This is a genomic window from Idiomarina sp. (assembly GCF_048260185.1).
In the GTDB taxonomy this organism is placed as follows: Bacteria; Pseudomonadota; Gammaproteobacteria; order Enterobacterales; family Alteromonadaceae; genus Idiomarina.
In genome coordinates, this window is record NZ_JBLXHB010000002.1 from 164,248 (window position 1) to 182,332 (window position 18,085).

General features: G+C 47.7%; 17 protein-coding genes and 1 other RNA gene. 13 read left to right on the forward strand and 5 right to left on the reverse strand.

Annotated features, from left to right (window positions below; translation table 11 throughout):
* Nucleotides 1-10: 10 nt before the first annotated feature.
* The 12 genes from ACN0RF_RS06450 to phoU all read left to right on the forward strand — a co-directional run bounded on the left by ACN0RF_RS06450 (nt 11) and on the right by phoU (nt 13,292).
* The gene (locus ACN0RF_RS06450; RefSeq protein WP_253618993.1) at nt 11-418 is read left to right on the forward strand and encodes an ExbD/TolR family protein; all 408 of its coding nucleotides are present in this window, start codon (nt 11-13) and stop codon (nt 416-418) included.
* A complete protein-coding gene (locus tag ACN0RF_RS06455; protein WP_417438435.1) occupies nt 419-1,027 on the forward strand; it encodes an energy transducer TonB in 609 nt (202 codons plus the stop codon).
* An 11-nt stretch (nt 1,028-1,038) separates the two neighbouring features.
* Nucleotides 1,039-2,295 carry a tetratricopeptide repeat protein gene (locus ACN0RF_RS06460; protein ID WP_417438436.1) on the forward strand — a complete coding sequence of 419 codons (1,257 nt, stop codon included), beginning with the start codon at nt 1,039-1,041 and terminating at the stop codon, nt 2,293-2,295.
* Nucleotides 2,296-2,428: 133 nt separating this feature from the next.
* Nucleotides 2,429-3,403 (forward strand): porin, encoded by a 975-nt coding sequence (locus tag ACN0RF_RS06465; RefSeq protein ID WP_417438437.1) that lies wholly within the window; start codon nt 2,429-2,431, stop codon nt 3,401-3,403.
* 88 nt (nt 3,404-3,491) lie between these two features.
* Nucleotides 3,492-4,409: an AEC family transporter gene (locus tag ACN0RF_RS06470; protein WP_011235340.1), complete on the forward strand. Its 918-nt coding sequence runs from the start codon at nt 3,492-3,494 to the stop codon at nt 4,407-4,409.
* Nucleotides 4,410-4,503: 94 nt separating this feature from the next.
* Entirely contained in the window at nt 4,504-5,190 is a 687-nt protein-coding gene (phoB, locus tag ACN0RF_RS06475; RefSeq protein WP_011235339.1) for a phosphate regulon transcriptional regulator PhoB, read from the forward strand.
* A 17-nt stretch (nt 5,191-5,207) separates the two neighbouring features.
* Entirely contained in the window at nt 5,208-6,503 is a 1,296-nt protein-coding gene (phoR, locus tag ACN0RF_RS06480) for a phosphate regulon sensor histidine kinase PhoR (RefSeq protein WP_011235338.1), read from the forward strand.
* A gap of 97 nt (nt 6,504-6,600) precedes the next feature.
* On the forward strand, nt 6,601-7,578 hold the full coding sequence (locus ACN0RF_RS06485; RefSeq protein WP_011235337.1) for a PstS family phosphate ABC transporter substrate-binding protein: 978 nt from the start codon (nt 6,601-6,603) through the stop codon (nt 7,576-7,578).
* A 162-nt stretch (nt 7,579-7,740) separates the two neighbouring features.
* Nucleotides 7,741-10,005, forward strand: a complete 2,265-nt coding sequence (locus ACN0RF_RS06490; protein ID WP_417438438.1) for an ABC transporter permease subunit — start codon at nt 7,741-7,743, stop codon at nt 10,003-10,005.
* Between the two features lie 23 nt (nt 10,006-10,028).
* On the forward strand, nt 10,029-11,684 hold the full coding sequence (pstA, locus tag ACN0RF_RS06495) for a phosphate ABC transporter permease PstA (RefSeq protein ID WP_417438439.1): 1,656 nt from the start codon (nt 10,029-10,031) through the stop codon (nt 11,682-11,684).
* 59 nt (nt 11,685-11,743) lie between these two features.
* Nucleotides 11,744-12,562 (forward strand): phosphate ABC transporter ATP-binding protein PstB, encoded by an 819-nt coding sequence (gene pstB, locus ACN0RF_RS06500; RefSeq protein ID WP_034822279.1) that lies wholly within the window; start codon nt 11,744-11,746, stop codon nt 12,560-12,562.
* 10 nt (nt 12,563-12,572) lie between these two features.
* Nucleotides 12,573-13,292, forward strand: coding sequence for a phosphate signaling complex protein PhoU (gene phoU, locus ACN0RF_RS06505; protein WP_417438440.1), 720 nt, complete (start codon nt 12,573-12,575; stop codon nt 13,290-13,292).
* On the opposite strand, the gene serA is transcribed toward phoU, so the two are convergent.
* The 3 genes from serA to ACN0RF_RS06520 form a co-directional block, all read right to left on the reverse strand.
* On the reverse strand, nt 13,289-14,515 hold the full coding sequence (gene serA / locus ACN0RF_RS06510; RefSeq protein WP_417438441.1) for a phosphoglycerate dehydrogenase: 1,227 nt from the start codon (nt 14,513-14,515) through the stop codon (nt 13,289-13,291). The genes phoU and serA overlap by 4 nt on opposite strands.
* The gene (gene rpiA, locus ACN0RF_RS06515; protein WP_417438442.1) at nt 14,515-15,186 is read right to left on the reverse strand and encodes a ribose-5-phosphate isomerase RpiA; all 672 of its coding nucleotides are present in this window, start codon (nt 15,184-15,186) and stop codon (nt 14,515-14,517) included. Before rpiA ends, serA begins: the two co-directional genes overlap by 1 nt.
* A 73-nt stretch (nt 15,187-15,259) precedes the next feature.
* Nucleotides 15,260-15,847, reverse strand: coding sequence for a 5-formyltetrahydrofolate cyclo-ligase (locus ACN0RF_RS06520; RefSeq protein ID WP_417438443.1), 588 nt, complete (start codon nt 15,845-15,847; stop codon nt 15,260-15,262).
* A 50-nt stretch (nt 15,848-15,897) separates the two neighbouring features.
* Between ACN0RF_RS06520 and ACN0RF_RS06525 the strand changes: the two genes are divergently transcribed.
* A complete protein-coding gene (locus tag ACN0RF_RS06525) occupies nt 15,898-17,469 on the forward strand; it encodes an amidohydrolase family protein (protein ID WP_417438444.1) in 1,572 nt (523 codons plus the stop codon).
* A 3-nt stretch (nt 17,470-17,472) separates the two neighbouring features.
* On the opposite strand, the gene ssrS is transcribed toward ACN0RF_RS06525, so the two are convergent.
* Nucleotides 17,473-17,657, reverse strand: a non-coding RNA gene (gene ssrS, locus ACN0RF_RS06530) — 6S RNA.
* Nucleotides 17,658-17,692: 35 nt separating this feature from the next.
* Complete coding sequence (gene zapA, locus ACN0RF_RS06535; protein WP_011235328.1) at nt 17,693-18,004, reverse strand: cell division protein ZapA; 312 nt, start codon at nt 18,002-18,004, stop codon at nt 17,693-17,695.
* Between the last annotated feature and the right edge of the window lie 81 nt (nt 18,005-18,085).

Below are 18,085 nucleotides of genomic sequence, written 5' to 3' on the forward strand. Positions count from 1 at the left end.
GGACAGGATTATGAAGCAGCATTTTGCCAATTTAATTGAAGAAGAAGAAAGTGCTATCGATATGACACCGATGCTGGACGTGGTGTTCATTATGTTGATTTTCTTCATTGTCACGGCTTCTTTCGTGAAAGAAGCGGGTATTGATGTGAACCGCCCTGATGCGGCCACCGCAGTGCAGAAAGACCGCGCCAATATCTTAATCGCAATAAGCGAAAACAACGAAATTTGGATTGATAAACGCCAGGTGGATGTACGGGCAGTGCAGGCTAACATAGAGCGTTTGTACGCGGAAAACCCGCAGGGGTCTGTGGTGATTCAGGCGGATCAGGAATCAAACACCCGGGTGTTAATTAAGGTAATGGATGCAGCCCGCTCGGCGGGGGTTTACGACGTTTCTGTAGCAACGGATGAAGAGTAAATGATGAGATTCCTGGCAGCATTACTGGTTGCAGCTTTTGTCACTATTGGTTTGTTTTACCTGATGCAGTCCTTGATCAGTGGTGGCGAAGGTGCAATGAGCGAACCGCCGCGAGGCAGCGTGCTGGACTTTGTGCGCACGCCTGAGCCTGAAGAAGTGCAGGAAAAGGAGCGCAAACCGGAACGCCCTCCGGAACCCGAGCAGCCACCGGAAGACTTACCTCAGCCGCAGATGAACAATGATATTGCGGAAACTGATGGTGGGGCGGGTTATGACTTCTCAGCCAATATGGACAGCGGTGCGGACATTGGCAGTGGTATGTCGTTGCAAGCAAGCGACGGCGAGTATCTGCCTATAGTGAAAGTTCAGGCTGCGTATCCGCGCCGGGCTTTACAGCGTGGTATAGAAGGTTACGTGGTGGTGGAGTTTACCGTAACAAAACAGGGTTCGGTACGTGACCCGGTTGTGGTTGAAGCCGAGCCGGAAGGAATTTTCGATCAGGCCGCAATGGATGCCGTACTGAAGTTTAAATACAAACCTCGGGTTATTGATGGTGAGGCGGTAGCAGTGGATGGTGTCCGCAATCGCATGACCTTTGAAATGAACTGATTGGGTGACTTATGAAATTTAAATTCATTGCTTTTGCGGCTTGCAGTTTCTGGCTGGCTTTTGCCCACCCGGTGCTGGCACAACAGACTGAACGGGTTCCGGCGTTACGGGAAAAAGTTTACGGACAATTGGCCCGCGCTCAGGAGCAGGCGGATAACGGTAACCTCGCCGAAGGTATTTCGATACTGGGCGAAGTGGCCGAAAAAGCCGATAGCATGAACAGCTACGAGCGCGCCATGATGTGGAACTTCTACGGTTTCATGTATTACGAGCAGGGCAATACCAAAGAGGCTATTAACTACTTTGAAAAGGTTGTAAAAGAGTCGCCTATTCCTGAATCTTTGGAAAAAAGCACGCTGTACAGCCTGGCTCAACTTGCCTTAAGTGATGGCCAGTTCCAGCGCGCAATTAGCTTTTTAGATCAATGGGAAGGCCTTGCGGAAGAAGGTGAGATGGGTAAAGCCTGGGTGTTAAAAGCACAGGCTTATTACCAGGCTGATAAATACCAGGAAGCTTTGTCTCTAATTGATAAAGCCATTGCAGCTGTCGATGCAGAAAACAAAATACCAGATGAAAACTGGTTGATTTTAAAACGTGCATTGCACTACGAGCTGGAGCAGCCAGAGCAGGTTGCCAAAGTCATGGAGCGTTTAGTGACCAGTTACAGCAAGCCGGAGTATTGGGTACAACTGGCTGGTGTTTACGCGCAGTTGGAACAGGACGAGAAACAGCTGGCGGTACTGGAAGCCGCGCATCAACAGGGGTATATCGAAACAGGCAGTGAGTGGAGGCAGTTAGCTCAGGCTTATTACTTTAATGAATTGCCGTACAAAGCGGCAGAAACCATGCAGGAAGCCATGTCTAAAGGCAAAGTTGATGCCTCTGTCGATAACCTGAAATTTGTGGGTCAGTCCTATACTCAGGCTAAAGAGAATGAAAAAGCCATTCGTGCTTATAAGAAAGCCTCGGAAAAAGTTGAGCACGGGAACTTTGCGGCGCAAATAGCTCAACTGTATTTAACTTTGGATAACAATGAAGCCGCTGTGGAATATGCAGAGCAGGCCTTTAGTAAAGGTGATCTGGATAACGAAGGGAATCTGTATTTGGCTGAAGGCATGGCCTTACTGAATTTAAAGCGTTACGACCAGGCTATTGAGTCTTTTGAGCAGGCTGCAGAAATTGAAGGGGCGGAACGCTCGGCAAAACAATGGCTTAAGTACGCGAAAAGCCAGCATGAGCAGCAACAGCAAATGGCAAACTTACAATAAACGAGTATTTATAACCTTATCCCAACAACACTGTCATTTGATTGACTAAAAAACGAAAAAAAACTGTAATAAATTTCCCATTCATTATAATGTGCGCGAAATTTATACAGTTTTATTGTTTTGGGTGAGGATAATGATGAATAAGTACTCGGTTCCGTTATTGATTGCTGCCACCGCAGCCAGCTTTTCGGCTTTCGCTAATAATGATGACAGTTTAACGGTTTATGGCCGGGCAAATGTTTCGTTTCAAAGTAATGACTATGGTTTTGGTTCTGAAACCGAAGTGGTGAGTAACTCCTCGCGTTTTGGTTTTAAAGGTGCCAGCGAACTGGAGTCCGATTTAGAAGTTTTTTATCAAATTGAGTTTGGTGTTGATTTAGCTGACTCAGATGATGACGAAGACGCAGTGACTAACCGTGAACAGGTTGTCGGCTTGCGCGGTAACTTTGGTAAAGTAATGATAGGCCGTTACGATACCTTTCTGAAGGACTCTCAGGGTTCAGTCGATGAGTTTAAAGATTTTGAAGCTGACTTAAAAAGTTTGTTCAAGGGTGAGAATCGCCCGGACAATACTTTGACTTATTATTCTCCTTCTTATCAGGGGTTTAGCTTTGGTGTTACTTACATAGCGTCAGAAGATGACAATGTTGATGACGGCTTTTCGTTCGGTCTGTTGTACGGTGACAGTAAGCTGAAGAAAACCAATTATTATGCTGCGTTAGCTTTTGATCGTGATGTGAATGGTTATGACGTAACCCAATTAACCGGCGCTACTAAGTTTGGCAAAACCCGAGTCGGTGTGGTTTTGCAGCAATTTGAAACTATTAATGGCTCAAATGATTCTGACGGTTACTTAATCAGCGCTGCTCATCCTTATGCAAACTGGGTTTTTAAAGCACAGTATCAGGCAATAGATGATGACACCGATAACGACGCTTCATTATCTGTCGGTGCCGATTACTTCTTCAGTGGCGATACTCGTGTTTATGCCTGGTACACGGGTCGTGAGTGCGACATCAGCTTGTACTCAACCAAGGGTTGCGGCGCAACGCCAGGTATTGAGCAGGACTTTGTTGCAGTCGGCATTCGCCACGACTTTTCCTGGTAAGCGTTTCCTCTGCAGAAAAACACAAAAGTAGCCTGACACTCTTTGTCAGGCTACACTATAGCGGTCACTCTCAACCTATCTGTACGCTATGATCAACCTCGCCGTATTGGGGCTCTATTTACTTATTGGTTTTATCCTCAAGCGTACCGGCAAGTGCCCGGAAAACAGCGCGCAAGTTCTTAATCTCTATGTTATTTACGCTGCCTTACCTGGCGTTATTTTCAGTAAAGTTCCGGCTCTGGAGTTTTCCACTGATCTGCTAATTCCGGTTGTTATTCCCTGGGTTCTCTTAGCCTTTAGTGCTGTTTTCATATGGTTGTTAGGGCGAGCTTTTAAATGGCCCCGGGAAGTGGTTGGCGCGTTACTTATCTGTGTGCCACTGGGCAATACTTCGTTCTTTGGCTTTCCGATGATAGAAGCCTTTTATGGCAGTGACGCTATTGTCTATGGCCTGTTATACGATCAGTTCGGTTCCTTTTTTGGTCTGGCAATTTACTCGACCATTGTTATCGCCCTGTATCGCGAGCAGGACAATAAACCCACAGTGGCCAGTGTTACCCGTCAAATTGTGACATTCCCGCCTTTTATCGCGCTCATTATTGCGTTGTTAACGAAATCTCTGGTTTATCCGGAAGTTTTTCAGCGGCTTATTGACTCGTTGGCGGTGACTTTAGTGCCGGTTATTATGATAGCCGTGGGTTTTCAGTTGAAATTTCGCCTGCCTAAGGGCAGTAAAACACCATTAACGATAGGTTTATTGACGAAACTGGTTCTAATGCCCCTGATTACCGTTGGCTTATTGTATGGTTTCGGTTTTGACAGCACCCTGGTTCAGGTGACTATTTTTGAAAGTGCTATGCCGCCTATGATCACAGCAGGAGCAGTGGCTATTATGGCTGGGCTGGCGCCGCGTTTGTCGGCGGCTATGGTCGGTTACGGTATCTTGTTTGCCTTTGTTTCCTTGCCCATTGTTTACCAATTATTGCAGTTGCTCTCTGCGCATTGATATAAGAAATTTGACAGAGATGTGTTTAGATTCATAAAAGTGTCATATTCTTTAGTAATAATTGAACCATCAGTTCATATTAGGGAAACAATGCATGTCACGTAGAATTCTAATTGTTGAAGATGAAGCGCCTATTCGTGAGATGTTGAGCTTTGTTATGGAACAACACGGTTATCAAGCTGTGGAAGCCAACGACTTTGACGCTGCTGTCGATAAAATTGCCGAACCCTATCCGGATATGGTGTTACTGGACTGGATGCTTCCGGGCGGCTCAGGTCTGCAGCTGGCTAAAAAAATTAAAGGCGATGATTTTACCCGTAATATTCCTATCATCATGCTCACCGCAAGAGGCGAAGAAGAAGATAAAGTTAAAGGCCTGGAAGTGGGCGCTGATGACTATATTACCAAACCTTTTTCCCCAAAAGAGCTTATGGCCCGCATGCGCGCCGTTTTTCGCCGCGTTGCGCCAACCGTGCTCGACGAACCGCTGGAAGTTGAAGGCTTAAAACTTGATCCGGTATCGCACCGTATTTCGGTCGATGACAAAGGCATTGATATGGGCCCGACAGAGTTCAAACTACTGCACTTTTTTATGACACACCCGGAGCGGGTATACAGTCGTGAACAGCTGCTGGACCACGTTTGGGGCACCAACGTGTATGTGGAAGACCGAACTGTTGATGTTCATATTCGCCGTTTGCGTAAAGCCCTGACCGAACATGGTTATGACCGTTTGATTCAAACGGTTCGGGGAGTTGGCTATCGTTTTTCAAGTCGCTAAGCGCAGGCTGATTTAGTATGGACAGGAACTACTCCAACTGGCAGTCACTGACCAGTCTTGCCTTATTCCTGCTGCCGTTTTTATTTATTGGCTGGCTGTTTGACCTGTTCTGGCCGGTAACGGCTCTGGCCCTATTAGGACTGGTTTGCTGGCACTATTACTACCAGCAAAAGCTTATTAAGTGGTTATGGCAAAGCCGTACCTTAATGCCGCCTTCCGCGCCGGGCAGTTGGTCGTATATTTACGACGGTATTTATCGCTCGCAGCGGCGCAGCCAAAAACGTCGTAAGGCTTTAGCGCGCTTATTACGCCGTTTTCGTGAAGCGGCTGAAGCTTTGCCTGACGCTGCTATTGTGTTCCGTGCTGACGGCGCGTTGTTGTGGAGTAACAAGCTGGCGCAGTTCTATTTTGGTTTGCGTTGGCCGGACGATGCCGGACAGCGGTTATCGAACCTGATTCGGCATCCTGAATTCTATGCCTACCTGAACGCCGGTAATTTTGACGAAGAACTGACGATTCCTTCACCCATTCGCGAAAGCCTGGACATTGAAATTCGCATTATGCCTTACAGCGAAGACCAGTTTCTTCTGGTTGCCCGTGACGTCACTCAGGTAAAACGCCTTGAGAACTTACGTCGTGAGTTTGTGGCTAACGTGTCTCATGAACTGAAAACGCCGCTGACAGTATTACAGGGTTATCTGGAAATGATGGATGAGCCGCAGCAGACGCCACCGGCTATGCTGAAAAAAGCGGTCGAGAACATGAATGCGCAAAGCACTCGTATGGCTAATCTGGTAGATCAGTTACTCACCCTGTCGCGCATGGAAACGCCAAGTAATGATGTCTTTGATCACGAAGTGGATATGCCAGCTTTGCTGGAACAGTTAGAGTCTGAAGCGAAGCGTTTAAATGAAGTGAAACAACATAAAATTGAGTTTGACGTTGCGCCCGTGCGAATTTACGGCAAGGAAAACCTGCTGCGCAGTGCGATGCAGAATTTAATAACAAATGCTATTAATTACACACCCGACGGCGGTGAAATAAAAGTCACCTGGAAAACCGTAGCCGGTGGTGTTGAGTTCAGTGTTAAAGATAACGGTAAAGGTATTGCTGCAGAACACTTGCCGCGCCTTACCGAACGTTTCTACCGGGTTGAGGATGATCGCAACAGTGCCAGTGGTGGCACCGGGTTGGGGCTGTCGATAGTGAAGCACGCAATAGAACATCACAACTCGCAACTAGACATTAATAGCTCGCTGGAAAAGGGCAGCCGTTTCTCATTTCGTATACCGAGCGGGCTATTAGTCAGTTAGTCATAAAATTTTCATATTGTCATAAAGTTGTCACATAACCGTCTTAAACTGACCACAATTCGAAAACAGTTCAATAACCCTTAGAGGTGAATACACTATGTTTCAATCAACTTTGAACAAAACATTAACCGGTTTGGTTGTTGCAGGTTCGCTGGCGTTTAGTTCGTTAGCTGCGGCAACTGACGATTTACCAGAATACGAAAAAGTCAGCGGTTTATCAGGCAATTTATCTTCAGTTGGTTCTGATACCTTAGCTAATATGGTGACCTTCTGGAGTGAAGAGTTTAAGCGCAACTATCCAAGTGTGAACATTCAGGTGCAGGCGGCAGGTTCTTCAACCGCGCCTCCGGCTTTAACCGAAGGTACCTCAAACTTTGGTCCTATGAGTCGCGCAATGAAATCAAAAGAAATTGAATCTTTTGAAAAGCGTCACGGTTACAAGCCGACTCCGGTTCGCGTTGCCATTGATGCATTGGCGGTATTCGTACACAAAGATAATCCAATTGAAGGTCTGACAATTCCTGAAGTTGATGCAATATTTTCATCAACTCGTAAATGTGGCCTGAACGAGCAAGTGAACCGCTGGGGCGACCTGGATATGGATGGTGAATGGAGCAACCGCGACTTACAGCTTTATGGCCGTAACTCGGTATCCGGCACTTACGGTTACTTTAAAGAAGTGGCGTTATGTGATGGCGACTTCCGTTCGAACGTGAATGAGCAGCCAGGTTCAGCGTCTGTTGTGCAGTCAGTCTCTACCTCAATTAATGCGATTGGTTATTCCGGTATTGGTTATGTAACGTCAGGCGTTAAAGCGGTACCTATCGCCAAAGCCGAAGGCCAGGAATTTATTGGCGCGACAGCTGAGAATGCGTTGGCAGGTCAGTATCCATTAGCGCGCTTCCTGTACATTTACGTGAACAAGCACCCGACTAAACCTTTGGGCAAAGCGGAAGGTGAATTCCTGCGCATGATTTTGTCAAAAACAGGTCAGGATATCGTCAATAAAGACGGTTATATCGGCTTACCAAAAGCGGTAGTTGAAGCTGAACTGAAGAAGCTTGGTTTAGATTAATTTAACCTTCTAAAGGAATAGCCGGTAGCTTGCTGCCGGCTTTTTTTATAACTATTACGGCATTATTAAGAAATTATGACAGCGGTGTAACAATACTGTCATATTATTCAACTAAACTGTCTGCAGACTTTTAGTAACGCGTATTCAAACTTGAGGTTTCTGATGGCATCACTGTCAGCTCAACAACTAGCCGCTAATCGGGGCCGATTATTTAAAGATCGTGCCGCACGCTATGGTGTCACCTTAGGTGGTATTATGGTTCTGGTAGCGCTGTTGCTTATCTTTTTCTACCTACTTTATGTTGTCCAGCCAATTTTTCGTTCAGTTGATTTAACTGAGCAACAAAGCTTCTCTTTGCCAAACAGTGCCGGTGTTAATGCTGTGGGTATGGAAGAGCAGGCCGAAATTGGTTATCGCCTGATGGACTCCGGCGAGTTTCAGTTTTTTGCTTTACGGGATAAAGCGGCTGCTGAGCGCAAAGCCGGTGACATTATTAGCTGGGAGCAGGTTGCCGATAGCGACAAAATTACCAGTTTTGCCAGTAGCCTTCCGGTAAACAAGCAATATGCCTACGGCTTAAATGACGGTTCTGCGGTTGTTCTGCAACCTAAATTCGGGGTCACTTTTGCGGAAAACCCAGAAACCGGTCTAACCGAACGCACCATTACCCCACGCATTGAAACCCTGAATGATGGCGAGCCACTGGTTGTCGACGAAAATGGTCAGGCATTAGAGAAACTGGCTTACGACACCGACGGCGAAGCAATGCTGTTTGCGGCTGTTCAGGGCGGCAATAACTTATTGATTACTAAGTACGCCGCTGAAGAAAATTTCATGACCGGCGAGGTAACCTTAAAGCCCGTTTTTCATCGCGTCAGCCTTAACGGCAATATTGATGATTTAATTGTTACCCCGGATTTACGTCAGGTTATGGCTCGTCGTGGTAACCGGGTGCATGTTTTTGATGTGGACTTAGCCGGGAATGTAAAAGAGCGCGAACTGATCATTATTGATTCTCGCGAGCAAGGCAATGCAACGGGTATGTATTTGTTGGCCGGCGCCAGCTCGGTGCTTTTAACTCACGACTCCGGGCTTATTTCTCAGTGGTTCCAGGTATCGACCGACGAGGGGCGTGAGTACCAATACATTCGTTCCTTTGATGCAGGCTCTCCGGTTGAAAACATTGAAGTTGAATACTATCGCCGGACCTTTTACACGGTTTCTGAAAACGGCGATTTGGGTATTTTCCACACCACCTCTGAAGCCGATTTATACCGGGGCAAACCATTAGAAGACAAGCTACAGAATGTCATGGTAGATCCGCGGGCAAATTATCTGATTATGCAAAGCGGCGATCGCTTCAGTGTCTTCGATGTTGATAATGAGCATCCTGAGGTAACCTGGAGCGCTATGTGGCAGGAAGTCTGGTACGAAGGTTACCCAGAGCCTGACTACACCTGGCAGTCGACCTCCGGCTCCGATGACTTTGAATCTAAATTCAGTTTGGTGCCTATTTCTTTCGGTACCATAAAAGCTGCCGCCTACGCGATGCTGTTCGCGGTACCCATTGGTTTAGCGGCTGCGGTTTATACCGCCTATTTCATGTCGCCTTCGGTGCGTAAATACGTAAAACCGACGGTAGAAATTATGGAAGCTCTGCCTACCGTTATCCTTGGTTTCTTAGCGGGTCTTTGGCTTGCACCTGTCATAGAGAGGTACCTGCCAGGGCTGATAGCGGTGCTGTTGCTGGTGCCGGCAACCATCATACTAACGGCATTTTTATGGTCAAAGCTACCAACGAATATTCGTAATACGGTAACCGACGGTCGCGCTGCATTGCTGCTTATTCCCGTGGTTCTGCTGGTTGGCTGGTTCTCGTTTGGTCTGAGTCCGTGGGTTGAGGAAGTCCTGTTTGACGGTAATGTGCGTGGCTACTTAACCAATGAACTGGGCATAACCTTTGATCAGCGTAACTCATTGGTTGTTGGTATCGCGATGGGCTTTGCGGTTATTCCAACCATCTTTTCTATTGCCGAAGATGCGGTATTCAGTGTGCCTAAGCATTTATCTAATGGCTCTCTGGCATTGGGCGCTACTCCATGGCAGACATTAACCAAAGTGGTTCTGCTAACCGCCAGCCCGGGAATTTTCTCGGCGGTTATGATGGGTCTGGGACGCGCTGTGGGTGAAACCATGATTGTTCTGATGGCTACCGGTAATACGCCAATTATGGACTGGAACATCTTCGAAGGTATGCGCACCTTATCTGCCAACATTGCGGTCGAGATGCCGGAATCTGAGGTTGGTAGCTCGCACTACCGAATCTTGTTCCTGGCAGCTTTTGTGCTGTTCATATTTACCTTCTTCTTTAACACCATTGCTGAATTTGTCCGTCAACGCTTGCGTGACAAATACAGCTCGATGTAATTCCGGAACAGAGGTTTATAGCAATGAATACATGGTTTAAATCCGGAAAGCCCTGGATCTGGTTAACCGCCGGTTCAGTTAGTATCAGTCTGATAGCCGTTATCGGGCTGGTGCTTATGATTGGCTGGCGCGGGCTGTCTTTTTTCTGGCCTTCAGCTATTCACGAAATGTCTATTGAACAGGCTGACGGTTCAACGCGTACGTTAATTGGCGAAATTTATGAAAGCGAGTCGGTGCCAATTTCACGAGTCAGTGATTCGGGCACTATCATGAACGAGTACGAGGGCGAAGAAGTGACTCGTTACCTAATGAAAATTGGTAACCGCGAGTACGTGCCTCTGGACTTTGCCTGGGTGTTAGGGCCGGCTATTCGCGCTGACGAAACACCAGCTGACCTGGCCGTTATTGAGCGAACCAAAGACGGAAACTTTTATGGTTACCCGGTTGCGCTTGAGCAGGAAGGTGAGCGAGTCGCTGCGCATGGCGACTTCCGCGAAGAACTATTTAAACGAGTGGAGCGGGCGGTAGAGCTTAATGAACAGGCTATGGCGTTGCAGGAAGGGGCTATTGGTGCTGTTAACTATGAGTTGAATCAACTTAACCTTGAGCGCCGTAGTCTGGAGCTAGAAGGTAATGTGACTCAGGAAGCTCTGGACGATATCGAACGTCGTCGCGAAGAACTGCATAACGAGTATCTTGAATATGAAAAAGAGCTGTTTGCACTGCGCGATAAAGCGGGTCGCGATTCACTGATTATGCGCGACATGCGCGGTGAGGAAATAAAAGTACCTATGTATCAGGTGCTGGATGTGAACTTCCCTAACGACATGGGCTTTTTCTCAAAAATAGGGCATTTCTTCCAGCAAATTGGTAAGTTTGTATCTGAACCTCCGCGTGAAGCCAATACCGAGGGCGGTGTATTCCCGGCAATTTTCGGTACCGTTTTTATGGTGCTGTTAATGTCGATTATTGTGACGCCCTTTGGTGTTATTGCGGCTGTTTACTTGCACGAGTACGCGGGTAAAAACGCCGTGACCAAGCTGATTCGTATAGCGGTTATCAACCTCGCGGGTGTGCCATCTATTGTTTATGGTGTGTTTGGTTTAGGTTTCTTTGTTTACATGGTGGGCGGTAGCCTCGACCAGGTATTCTATCCGGAAGCCTTACCCAGCCCGACATTTGGTACACCAGGCGTGCTTTGGTCTGCGGTAACCCTGGCTATTCTGACGCTACCGGTGGTGATTGTATCGACTGAAGAAGGTTTGTCCCGTATTCCACCGTCGTTGCGCGAAGGCAGTTTGTCTTTGGGCGCTACTAAGTGGGAAACCATTTGGCGCATTGTTCTGCCTATGGCGTCACCGGCTATTATGACCGGTTTGATTCTGGCCGTTGCCCGTGCCGCAGGTGAAGTTGCACCATTGATGCTGGTGGGTGTGGTTAAGTCGGCGCCTATGTTGCCGCTGGACGGAAACTTCCCGTACTTCCATCTGGACAGAAAATTTATGCATCTGGGCTTTCATATTTACGACGTAGGCTTCCAGAGCCCGAACGTCGAGGCTGCCCGGCCGCTGGTTTACGCTACGTCTTTCTTGCTGATAACCGTTATTGTCGGTTTGAACTTAACAGCCATTGGCGTACGTAACCACTTACGTGAAAAATACCGCTCACTTGAGCACTAACGTTGAACACGACAGTTGAACACGAAAGTTTTGATGAATTAGCGAAAAGGTCTGAACTTATGATTTCGGTAAATCCGAGTACAAGCAACTTAGAAAAGCTGGACTTACACAACTTGCCAGCAGAACAGACTGCTTTAGATATTAAAAACCTGGATCTTTACTACGGTGAAGATCAGGCGTTGTATGACATTTCTATGCGCATTCCGAATAACCGCGTAACCGCGTTTATCGGGCCATCGGGTTGTGGTAAGTCAACGCTTCTGCGCTGCATTAACCGCATGAACGACTTGGTTGAAATTTGTCGTATTGAAGGTCAGATTGATATGCACGGCCACAATATTTACGACAAGAACGTTGATGTAGCAGCGCTGCGTCGTCGTGTTGGTATGGTGTTTCAGCGCCCGAACCCGTTTCCTAAGTCTATTTATGAGAATGTGGTTTATGGTCTACGCTTACAGGGTGTAAAAGACAAACGGGTGCTGGACGAAGCGGTAGAAACGTCACTGCGTGGCGCAGCCTTATGGGACGAAGTAAAAGACCGCCTAAACGCCAGTGCGTTCAGTTTGTCAGGTGGTCAGCAGCAACGTCTGGTTATTGCGCGTTCTATTGCCATTGAGCCGGAAATTCTGTTGCTGGACGAACCAACGTCAGCTTTGGATCCTATTTCGACTTTGACCATTGAAGAATTGATCACCGATTTGAAAGACAAATATACCGTGGTAATTGTTACGCATAACATGCAGCAGGCCGCGCGCGTTTCAGACCAGACAGCGTTTTTGTATATGGGTAAACTGATTGAGTACGCCGATACTGATACTCTGTTTACGACCCCGTCTGAGAAGCAAACAGAAGATTATATTACCGGTCGTTACGGTTAAGGAGAGTGTCATGGATAAGATGAATATGAACAAGCACATTTCCGGCAAGTTCAACGAGGAACTTGAGGCTGTGCGTAACCGTGTATTGAGCATGGGTGGCCTGGTTGAGAAGCAATTACAGGATTCACTTTTAGCAATTCAAAAAGGCGACGCCGAGCTGGCCGAAAAAGTGCTGAGCAGTGACCACAAAGTCAACAAGCTGGAAGTGCAGATTGACGAAGAGTGTGTGCATATTATTGCTAAGCGTCAGCCCGCTGCCAGTGACCTGCGTCTGGTTATTGCTATTATCAAAACCATTGCTGATTTAGAGCGTATTGGTGATGAGGCCGAGCGCATTGCTAAGGTCGCAAAAGAAAGCTTTAACAACGACCAGCAACAGCTGTTGGTGAGTCTGGAAAACCTTGGGCAGCAAGTATTAAGCATGTTGCATAAAGTTCTGGATGCTTTCGCGCGCATGGATCTTGAATCGGCTTACGACGTGCATCAGCAGGACGAACAGGCTGATCGTCAATATGAAGCGCTGACACGCCAGCTTATGACGTACATGATGGAAGACTCTCGTTCTATTCCAAAAATCATGAATGTTCTATGGTCTGCACGTTCTTTAGAGCGCATTGGTGACCGTTGTCAGAACATTGCCGAGTATATTATCTTCTTTGTGAAAGGCAAAGACGTGCGCCATGTCTCGCCAGAGAGCATGGAACGCACGGTTATGGGTAGAAAAGACTAGAATAAACGCCGGGCACGAATAGTGCCCGGAATGTCTTTCAGTTGCTGCAGTACATCGGCACCGTTATCGCTGTCGATATCCATCACCACGTAGCCAACGTTCTCATCCGTTTGTAAGTACTGACCTACCACGTTAATTTCGTTGTCACTAATAATGCGGTTAATGGCGTTTAGCATACCCGGCTGGTTTTTATGAATATGCAGCAAACGTTGTGCCGTTGCGTGGGTTGGTAAGCTCACTTCAGGGAAATTCACTGCAGACAGGGTAGAGCCGTTATCCGAATAACGCACGAGCTTTCCGGCCACTTCAACGCCAATATTTTCCTGAGCTTCTAAAGTTGAACCGCCAATATGTGGTGTTAACAGACAGTTCTTCAAGCCACGCAGAGGCGACATAAACTCGTCGTTATTACCTTTAGGTTCAACCGGAAACACATCAATTGCCGCCCCCGCCAGGTGCCTTGACGACAGGGCTTCAGCCAGGGCGTCAATGTCCACTACCGTTCCGCGCGACGCGTTAATGAGCAGGCTGCCCGGCTTCATACGTTCAATTTGACGACGGCCTATCATCCATTGCGTTTGTTCGGTTTCCGGTACGTGCAGGGTGACAATATCGGCTTGCGTGAGTAAGTCATCCAAAGTGGGAACCGACTGGGCGTTACCCATAGGCAGTTTGTCTTCAACGTCGTAGTAGCGAATGTGCATGCCCAATTGTTCGGCTAAAACACTCAACTGACTACCAATATGACCATAGCCGACAATGCCCAGTATTTTCCCGCGTGCCTCAAAAGACTGTTTAGCTGATTTTAGCCAGCCACCTTCGTGGGCCACGGCATTTTTTTCAGGAATGCCGCGTAACAACATAATAATTTCGGCTAAAACCAGCTCAGCAACACTGCGGGTATTTGAAAATGGTGCGTTGAAAACAATAACACCGTGCTTTTTCGCTGCTTCTAAATCAACCTGGTTGGTGCCAATACAGAAACAACCCACGGCAATGAGCTTTTCGGCAGCGGCAAATACACGGTCGTTCAGTTGGCTGCGCGAGCGTATACCCAGAATATGGGCGTCTTTAATTTTTTCGCATAGCTCGTCTTCGCTCAGCGAAGTCTGCAGTATTTCCAGATTATGGTAGCCATGATGCCGAAACAGCTGAATGGCGCTTTCATGAACGCCTTCCAGCAGTAAAACTTTGATTTTGTCTTTTGCCAGGGATATCTGCATTAGTCACTTACCTTCAGGGTTTGGACTCCGTCTTCACGAGCAATTAAAGCGATATTAGCGCCGCGCTGGGCAAACAGCCCGTTAGTGACCACGCCGACAATATTATTCAGCTCAGCTTCAAGCTTCATTGGCTCCATAATATCGAAGTTATGCACATCGAGGATCCAGTTGCCGTTGTCGGTAGTAAAACCCTGACGCCACACCGGGTCGCCGCCCAGTTTCACAATTTCACGGGCAACGTAAGAGCGCGCCATAGGAATAACTTCAACCGGTACCGGGAATTGACCCAGGCGACCAACCATTTTGCTTTCATCTGCAACGCAAACAAACTTTTTCGCCACGGCGGCAATAATTTTCTCGCGGGTTAATGCGCCACCGCCGCCTTTAATCATTTGACCGTGCTCAGTAATTTCGTCAGCACCGTCTACGTATATGGGTACCTCTACAACCGAGTTAAGCTCAAACACTTCAATGCCGTGCGACTTTAAGCGCTCGGTTGAGGCTTCAGAGCTAGATACCGCGCCTTCTATGTCATGCTTTCGTTCGGCTAGTGCATCGATAAAAAAGTTTACCGTAGAGCCCGTGCCGACTCCGACCACAGTGCCGTCTTCAATGTATTGCATAGCAGCTTCTGCTGCCGCTTTTTTGAGTGCATCAGCGTTGCCTGACATGAGCGTTTTTCTCCGTTGGTTTTTTATGCGTCAGTATAAGGAATTTGTTGGTTTTTATCGACGTTTCTTTGCTTCAGAAACGCCAGTGTTTCGCCGGTGTTATCACTTCCGGTAATGGAATATCCCAGCTTTCGACGGGAATGCGCTCAACCTGTTGTTCGTTATAGCTTAACCCTATGGGTGATAAGTTGGGTTGATAACCGTTATGCCATTGAGCCAGGGTTCGGTCGTAATAACCGCCACCCATGCCTATACGGTTTCCCTGATTATCAAAACCCACCAATGGCATTAGCAGTATTTGAATGTCCGATAGCGGCACCACGTTTTGTACGTTTAATTCAGGTTCCTGAATACCGTACTTGTTGAGCGCCATTGGGGTATCAGGAGTATAGCGTAAAAACAGCAAATGACCTTTAGCAAAGGGGTGAAGCACCGGTAAAACGGTGTTAAACCCCTGTTGCCACAGTGTTTCAATAACGGGAAAGGTCGGCAGTTCACCGTCAAAACTTTTATATACGGCTACTGTGGTTTGCTCAGGATGCAAGTGGCTTAAACGCTGCTGCAGCCTATTGGCAACCTCGCGCGCCGCCGTTTGTTGCTGCTCGGCGGGTAAATTGCGGCGAATCTGCTGTAACTTGCGTCTAAGGTTCTGTCGGGTCATGCTAGAGTCTGCTTTTAGAAAAACGCTGAAGAATGGTCTGAGGATAACCGATGAAAACAATAAAAACGATAGCTTTAGCCATGGTCGCCATGGCCTTTACGGTTGCAGCCTATGCTGTACAAGCGCCACCTAAAGCCCCGGAACGTGACCGTGGCGAAGGCCCATACGAACGCCTTATTTTACGTGGCGGAACCTTGGTTAACGGCGAAGGCGCGCCGCCCTTTGGGCCGGTAGACATCGTTATTGAGAATGACCGCATTGTCGATATTGTCAGCGTGGGCAACCCCGGCGTGCCAATTAAGCCGGAAGGGCGGCCTAAAGCGGGCGCTAACGACAAAGAACTGGATGTCAGCGGCAAATACATTCTGCCCGGCTTTGTCGATATGCACGCGCACATTGGCGGTTCAGCAAAAGGCATTCCGGCGGAATACGTGCTGAAGCTATGGTTAGGACATGGTATTACTACCATTCGTGAGCCGGGCAGCTTTAACGGTCTGGACTGGGTTCAGTGGCATGAAAAACGCGCTGCGGACAACCGCATTACGTCGCCGCGAATTATTCCCTACGTTGGCTTTGGTCAGGGCTGGGATAAGCCCATTTATAATGGCGAACAGGCACGCGAGTGGGTTCGTTATATTAAAGGCGAGGGAGCAAAAGGTATTAAGTTCTTTGGTGCCTCGCGTAAAGTAATGGAAGCGGCGCTGGACGAAGCCAATAAGCAAGGTTTAGGCACTATGATGCATCACGCGCAATTGAACGTTATGTCAATGAACGCCTTAGATTCAGCGCGCTCGGGCTTAACCTCAATGGAGCATTGGTATGGCTTGCCGGAAGCTTTGTTTGAAGAGCAGCGCGTGCAGGACTACCCGGCAGATTATAACTACAACAACGAACAAAACCGTTTTGAAGAAGCCGGGCGTTTGTGGAAGCAGGCGGCAGAGCCGGGCTCTGAAAAATGGAATGCGGTACGTGACGAACTGATTGAACTGGACTTCACCATCAACCCCACCTTAACCATTTACGAAGCCTCGCGTGACTTAATGCGTGAGCGTCAGGCTATTTGGCACGACGAATATACTCTGCCAAGGTTATGGGACTTTTTTGAACCCAGCCGCTATGCACATGGTTCGTACTGGTTTGACTGGACCACCGACAACGAAATTGCCTGGAAAAAGAACTACCAGAAATGGATGACGTTTTTGAAGGACTTTCATGAAAGCGGTGGCCGTATTACCACCGGCTCGGATTCAGGCTACATCTACAAAATTTACGGCTTTGGTTACATTCGCGAGCTGGAGTTACTGCGCGAAGCGGGTCTAAACGCGTTGGAGGTTATTCATGCTGCCAGCCTGGCTGGTGCCGAAGCACTGAATATGGAAGACGACATTGGTTCAGTGGCCATTGGTAAAAAAGCCGATATGGTCATTGTGAATGAAAACCCGATGGATAACTTTAAAGTGCTGTATGGCACCGGGCACTTCAAACTCGATGATAATAACCAGCCAATGCGTACGGAAGGCATTCAGTACACCATTAAAGACGGTATTATTTTCGATGCTCAGCAACTGTTGCAGGACGTTAAAGCCATTGTTGCTGAGGAAAAGGCGGATCGCGAAAAATAAGGGTGGCTTCCCAAGGTGCCGCTGCTGGCTGTAGCCCTTGAACCCATTGGTTCAAGGCGGGGAGCAAATGGTATCTGCCGTAGGCTTCCCGGTTCAAGCCGGGCTTGCTCATGGCAGGCCAGTGATCCCCTTTTAATACAAGCATCGGCTCAGGGACATAAGCCTGCTGGCAAACACCCCAGGAAACCGCAAAAGGGTTTACATTGTTGCTTTAGCTTAACCGTTAACGATTACGTTGTGAGCGTTGCTCACTCATAGCCTGTTCAATGGTTGCCTGAAGCAACTGAATTTTCTCTTCCAGCTTAGCAGTTTTTGCAGACTGTTCATTTTGATCCTGAATCCATTCATGACACAAATTCAGGGCTGTCATTACTGCTATCTGTTCCACATTGGTCAGTTGGGTCCGTTCCTTGGTTTCTTCAAGCCTTTCATTAAGCGCATCCGCCGCTTGCTGTAACGCACTCTCCTGCCCAATGGGACAAGCGACCTTGTAATTACGTTCCAGCAATTTTATATCCATGGTTTTTGCGGTCATTCAAAGACTCCTTGCAACTGACTCAACAGCGTTGATAACGGCATTATGGCATGAGCTACCGGTGTTTGTCAGCTAGCGATT

Coding starts and splice junctions, on each gene's coding strand:
- ACN0RF_RS06450 (WP_253618993.1), top strand. CDS start 11: ATGAAGCAGCATTTTGCCAATTTAATTGAAGAAGAAGAAAGTGCTATC.
- ACN0RF_RS06455 (WP_417438435.1), top strand. CDS start 419: ATGATGAGATTCCTGGCAGCATTACTGGTTGCAGCTTTTGTCACTATT.
- ACN0RF_RS06460 (WP_417438436.1), top strand. CDS start 1,039: ATGAAATTTAAATTCATTGCTTTTGCGGCTTGCAGTTTCTGGCTGGCT.
- ACN0RF_RS06465 (WP_417438437.1), top strand. CDS start 2,429: ATGATGAATAAGTACTCGGTTCCGTTATTGATTGCTGCCACCGCAGCC.
- ACN0RF_RS06470 (WP_011235340.1), top strand. CDS start 3,492: ATGATCAACCTCGCCGTATTGGGGCTCTATTTACTTATTGGTTTTATC.
- phoB (WP_011235339.1), top strand. CDS start 4,504: ATGTCACGTAGAATTCTAATTGTTGAAGATGAAGCGCCTATTCGTGAG.
- phoR (WP_011235338.1), top strand. CDS start 5,208: ATGGACAGGAACTACTCCAACTGGCAGTCACTGACCAGTCTTGCCTTA.
- ACN0RF_RS06485 (WP_011235337.1), top strand. CDS start 6,601: ATGTTTCAATCAACTTTGAACAAAACATTAACCGGTTTGGTTGTTGCA.
- ACN0RF_RS06490 (WP_417438438.1), top strand. CDS start 7,741: ATGGCATCACTGTCAGCTCAACAACTAGCCGCTAATCGGGGCCGATTA.
- pstA (WP_417438439.1), top strand. CDS start 10,029: ATGAATACATGGTTTAAATCCGGAAAGCCCTGGATCTGGTTAACCGCC.
- pstB (WP_034822279.1), top strand. CDS start 11,744: ATGATTTCGGTAAATCCGAGTACAAGCAACTTAGAAAAGCTGGACTTA.
- phoU (WP_417438440.1), top strand. CDS start 12,573: ATGGATAAGATGAATATGAACAAGCACATTTCCGGCAAGTTCAACGAG.
- serA (WP_417438441.1), bottom strand. CDS start 14,515: ATGCAGATATCCCTGGCAAAAGACAAAATCAAAGTTTTACTGCTGGAA.
- rpiA (WP_417438442.1), bottom strand. CDS start 15,186: ATGTCAGGCAACGCTGATGCACTCAAAAAAGCGGCAGCAGAAGCTGCT.
- ACN0RF_RS06520 (WP_417438443.1), bottom strand. CDS start 15,847: ATGACCCGACAGAACCTTAGACGCAAGTTACAGCAGATTCGCCGCAAT.
- ACN0RF_RS06525 (WP_417438444.1), top strand. CDS start 15,898: ATGAAAACAATAAAAACGATAGCTTTAGCCATGGTCGCCATGGCCTTT.
- zapA (WP_011235328.1), bottom strand. CDS start 18,004: ATGACCGCAAAAACCATGGATATAAAATTGCTGGAACGTAATTACAAG.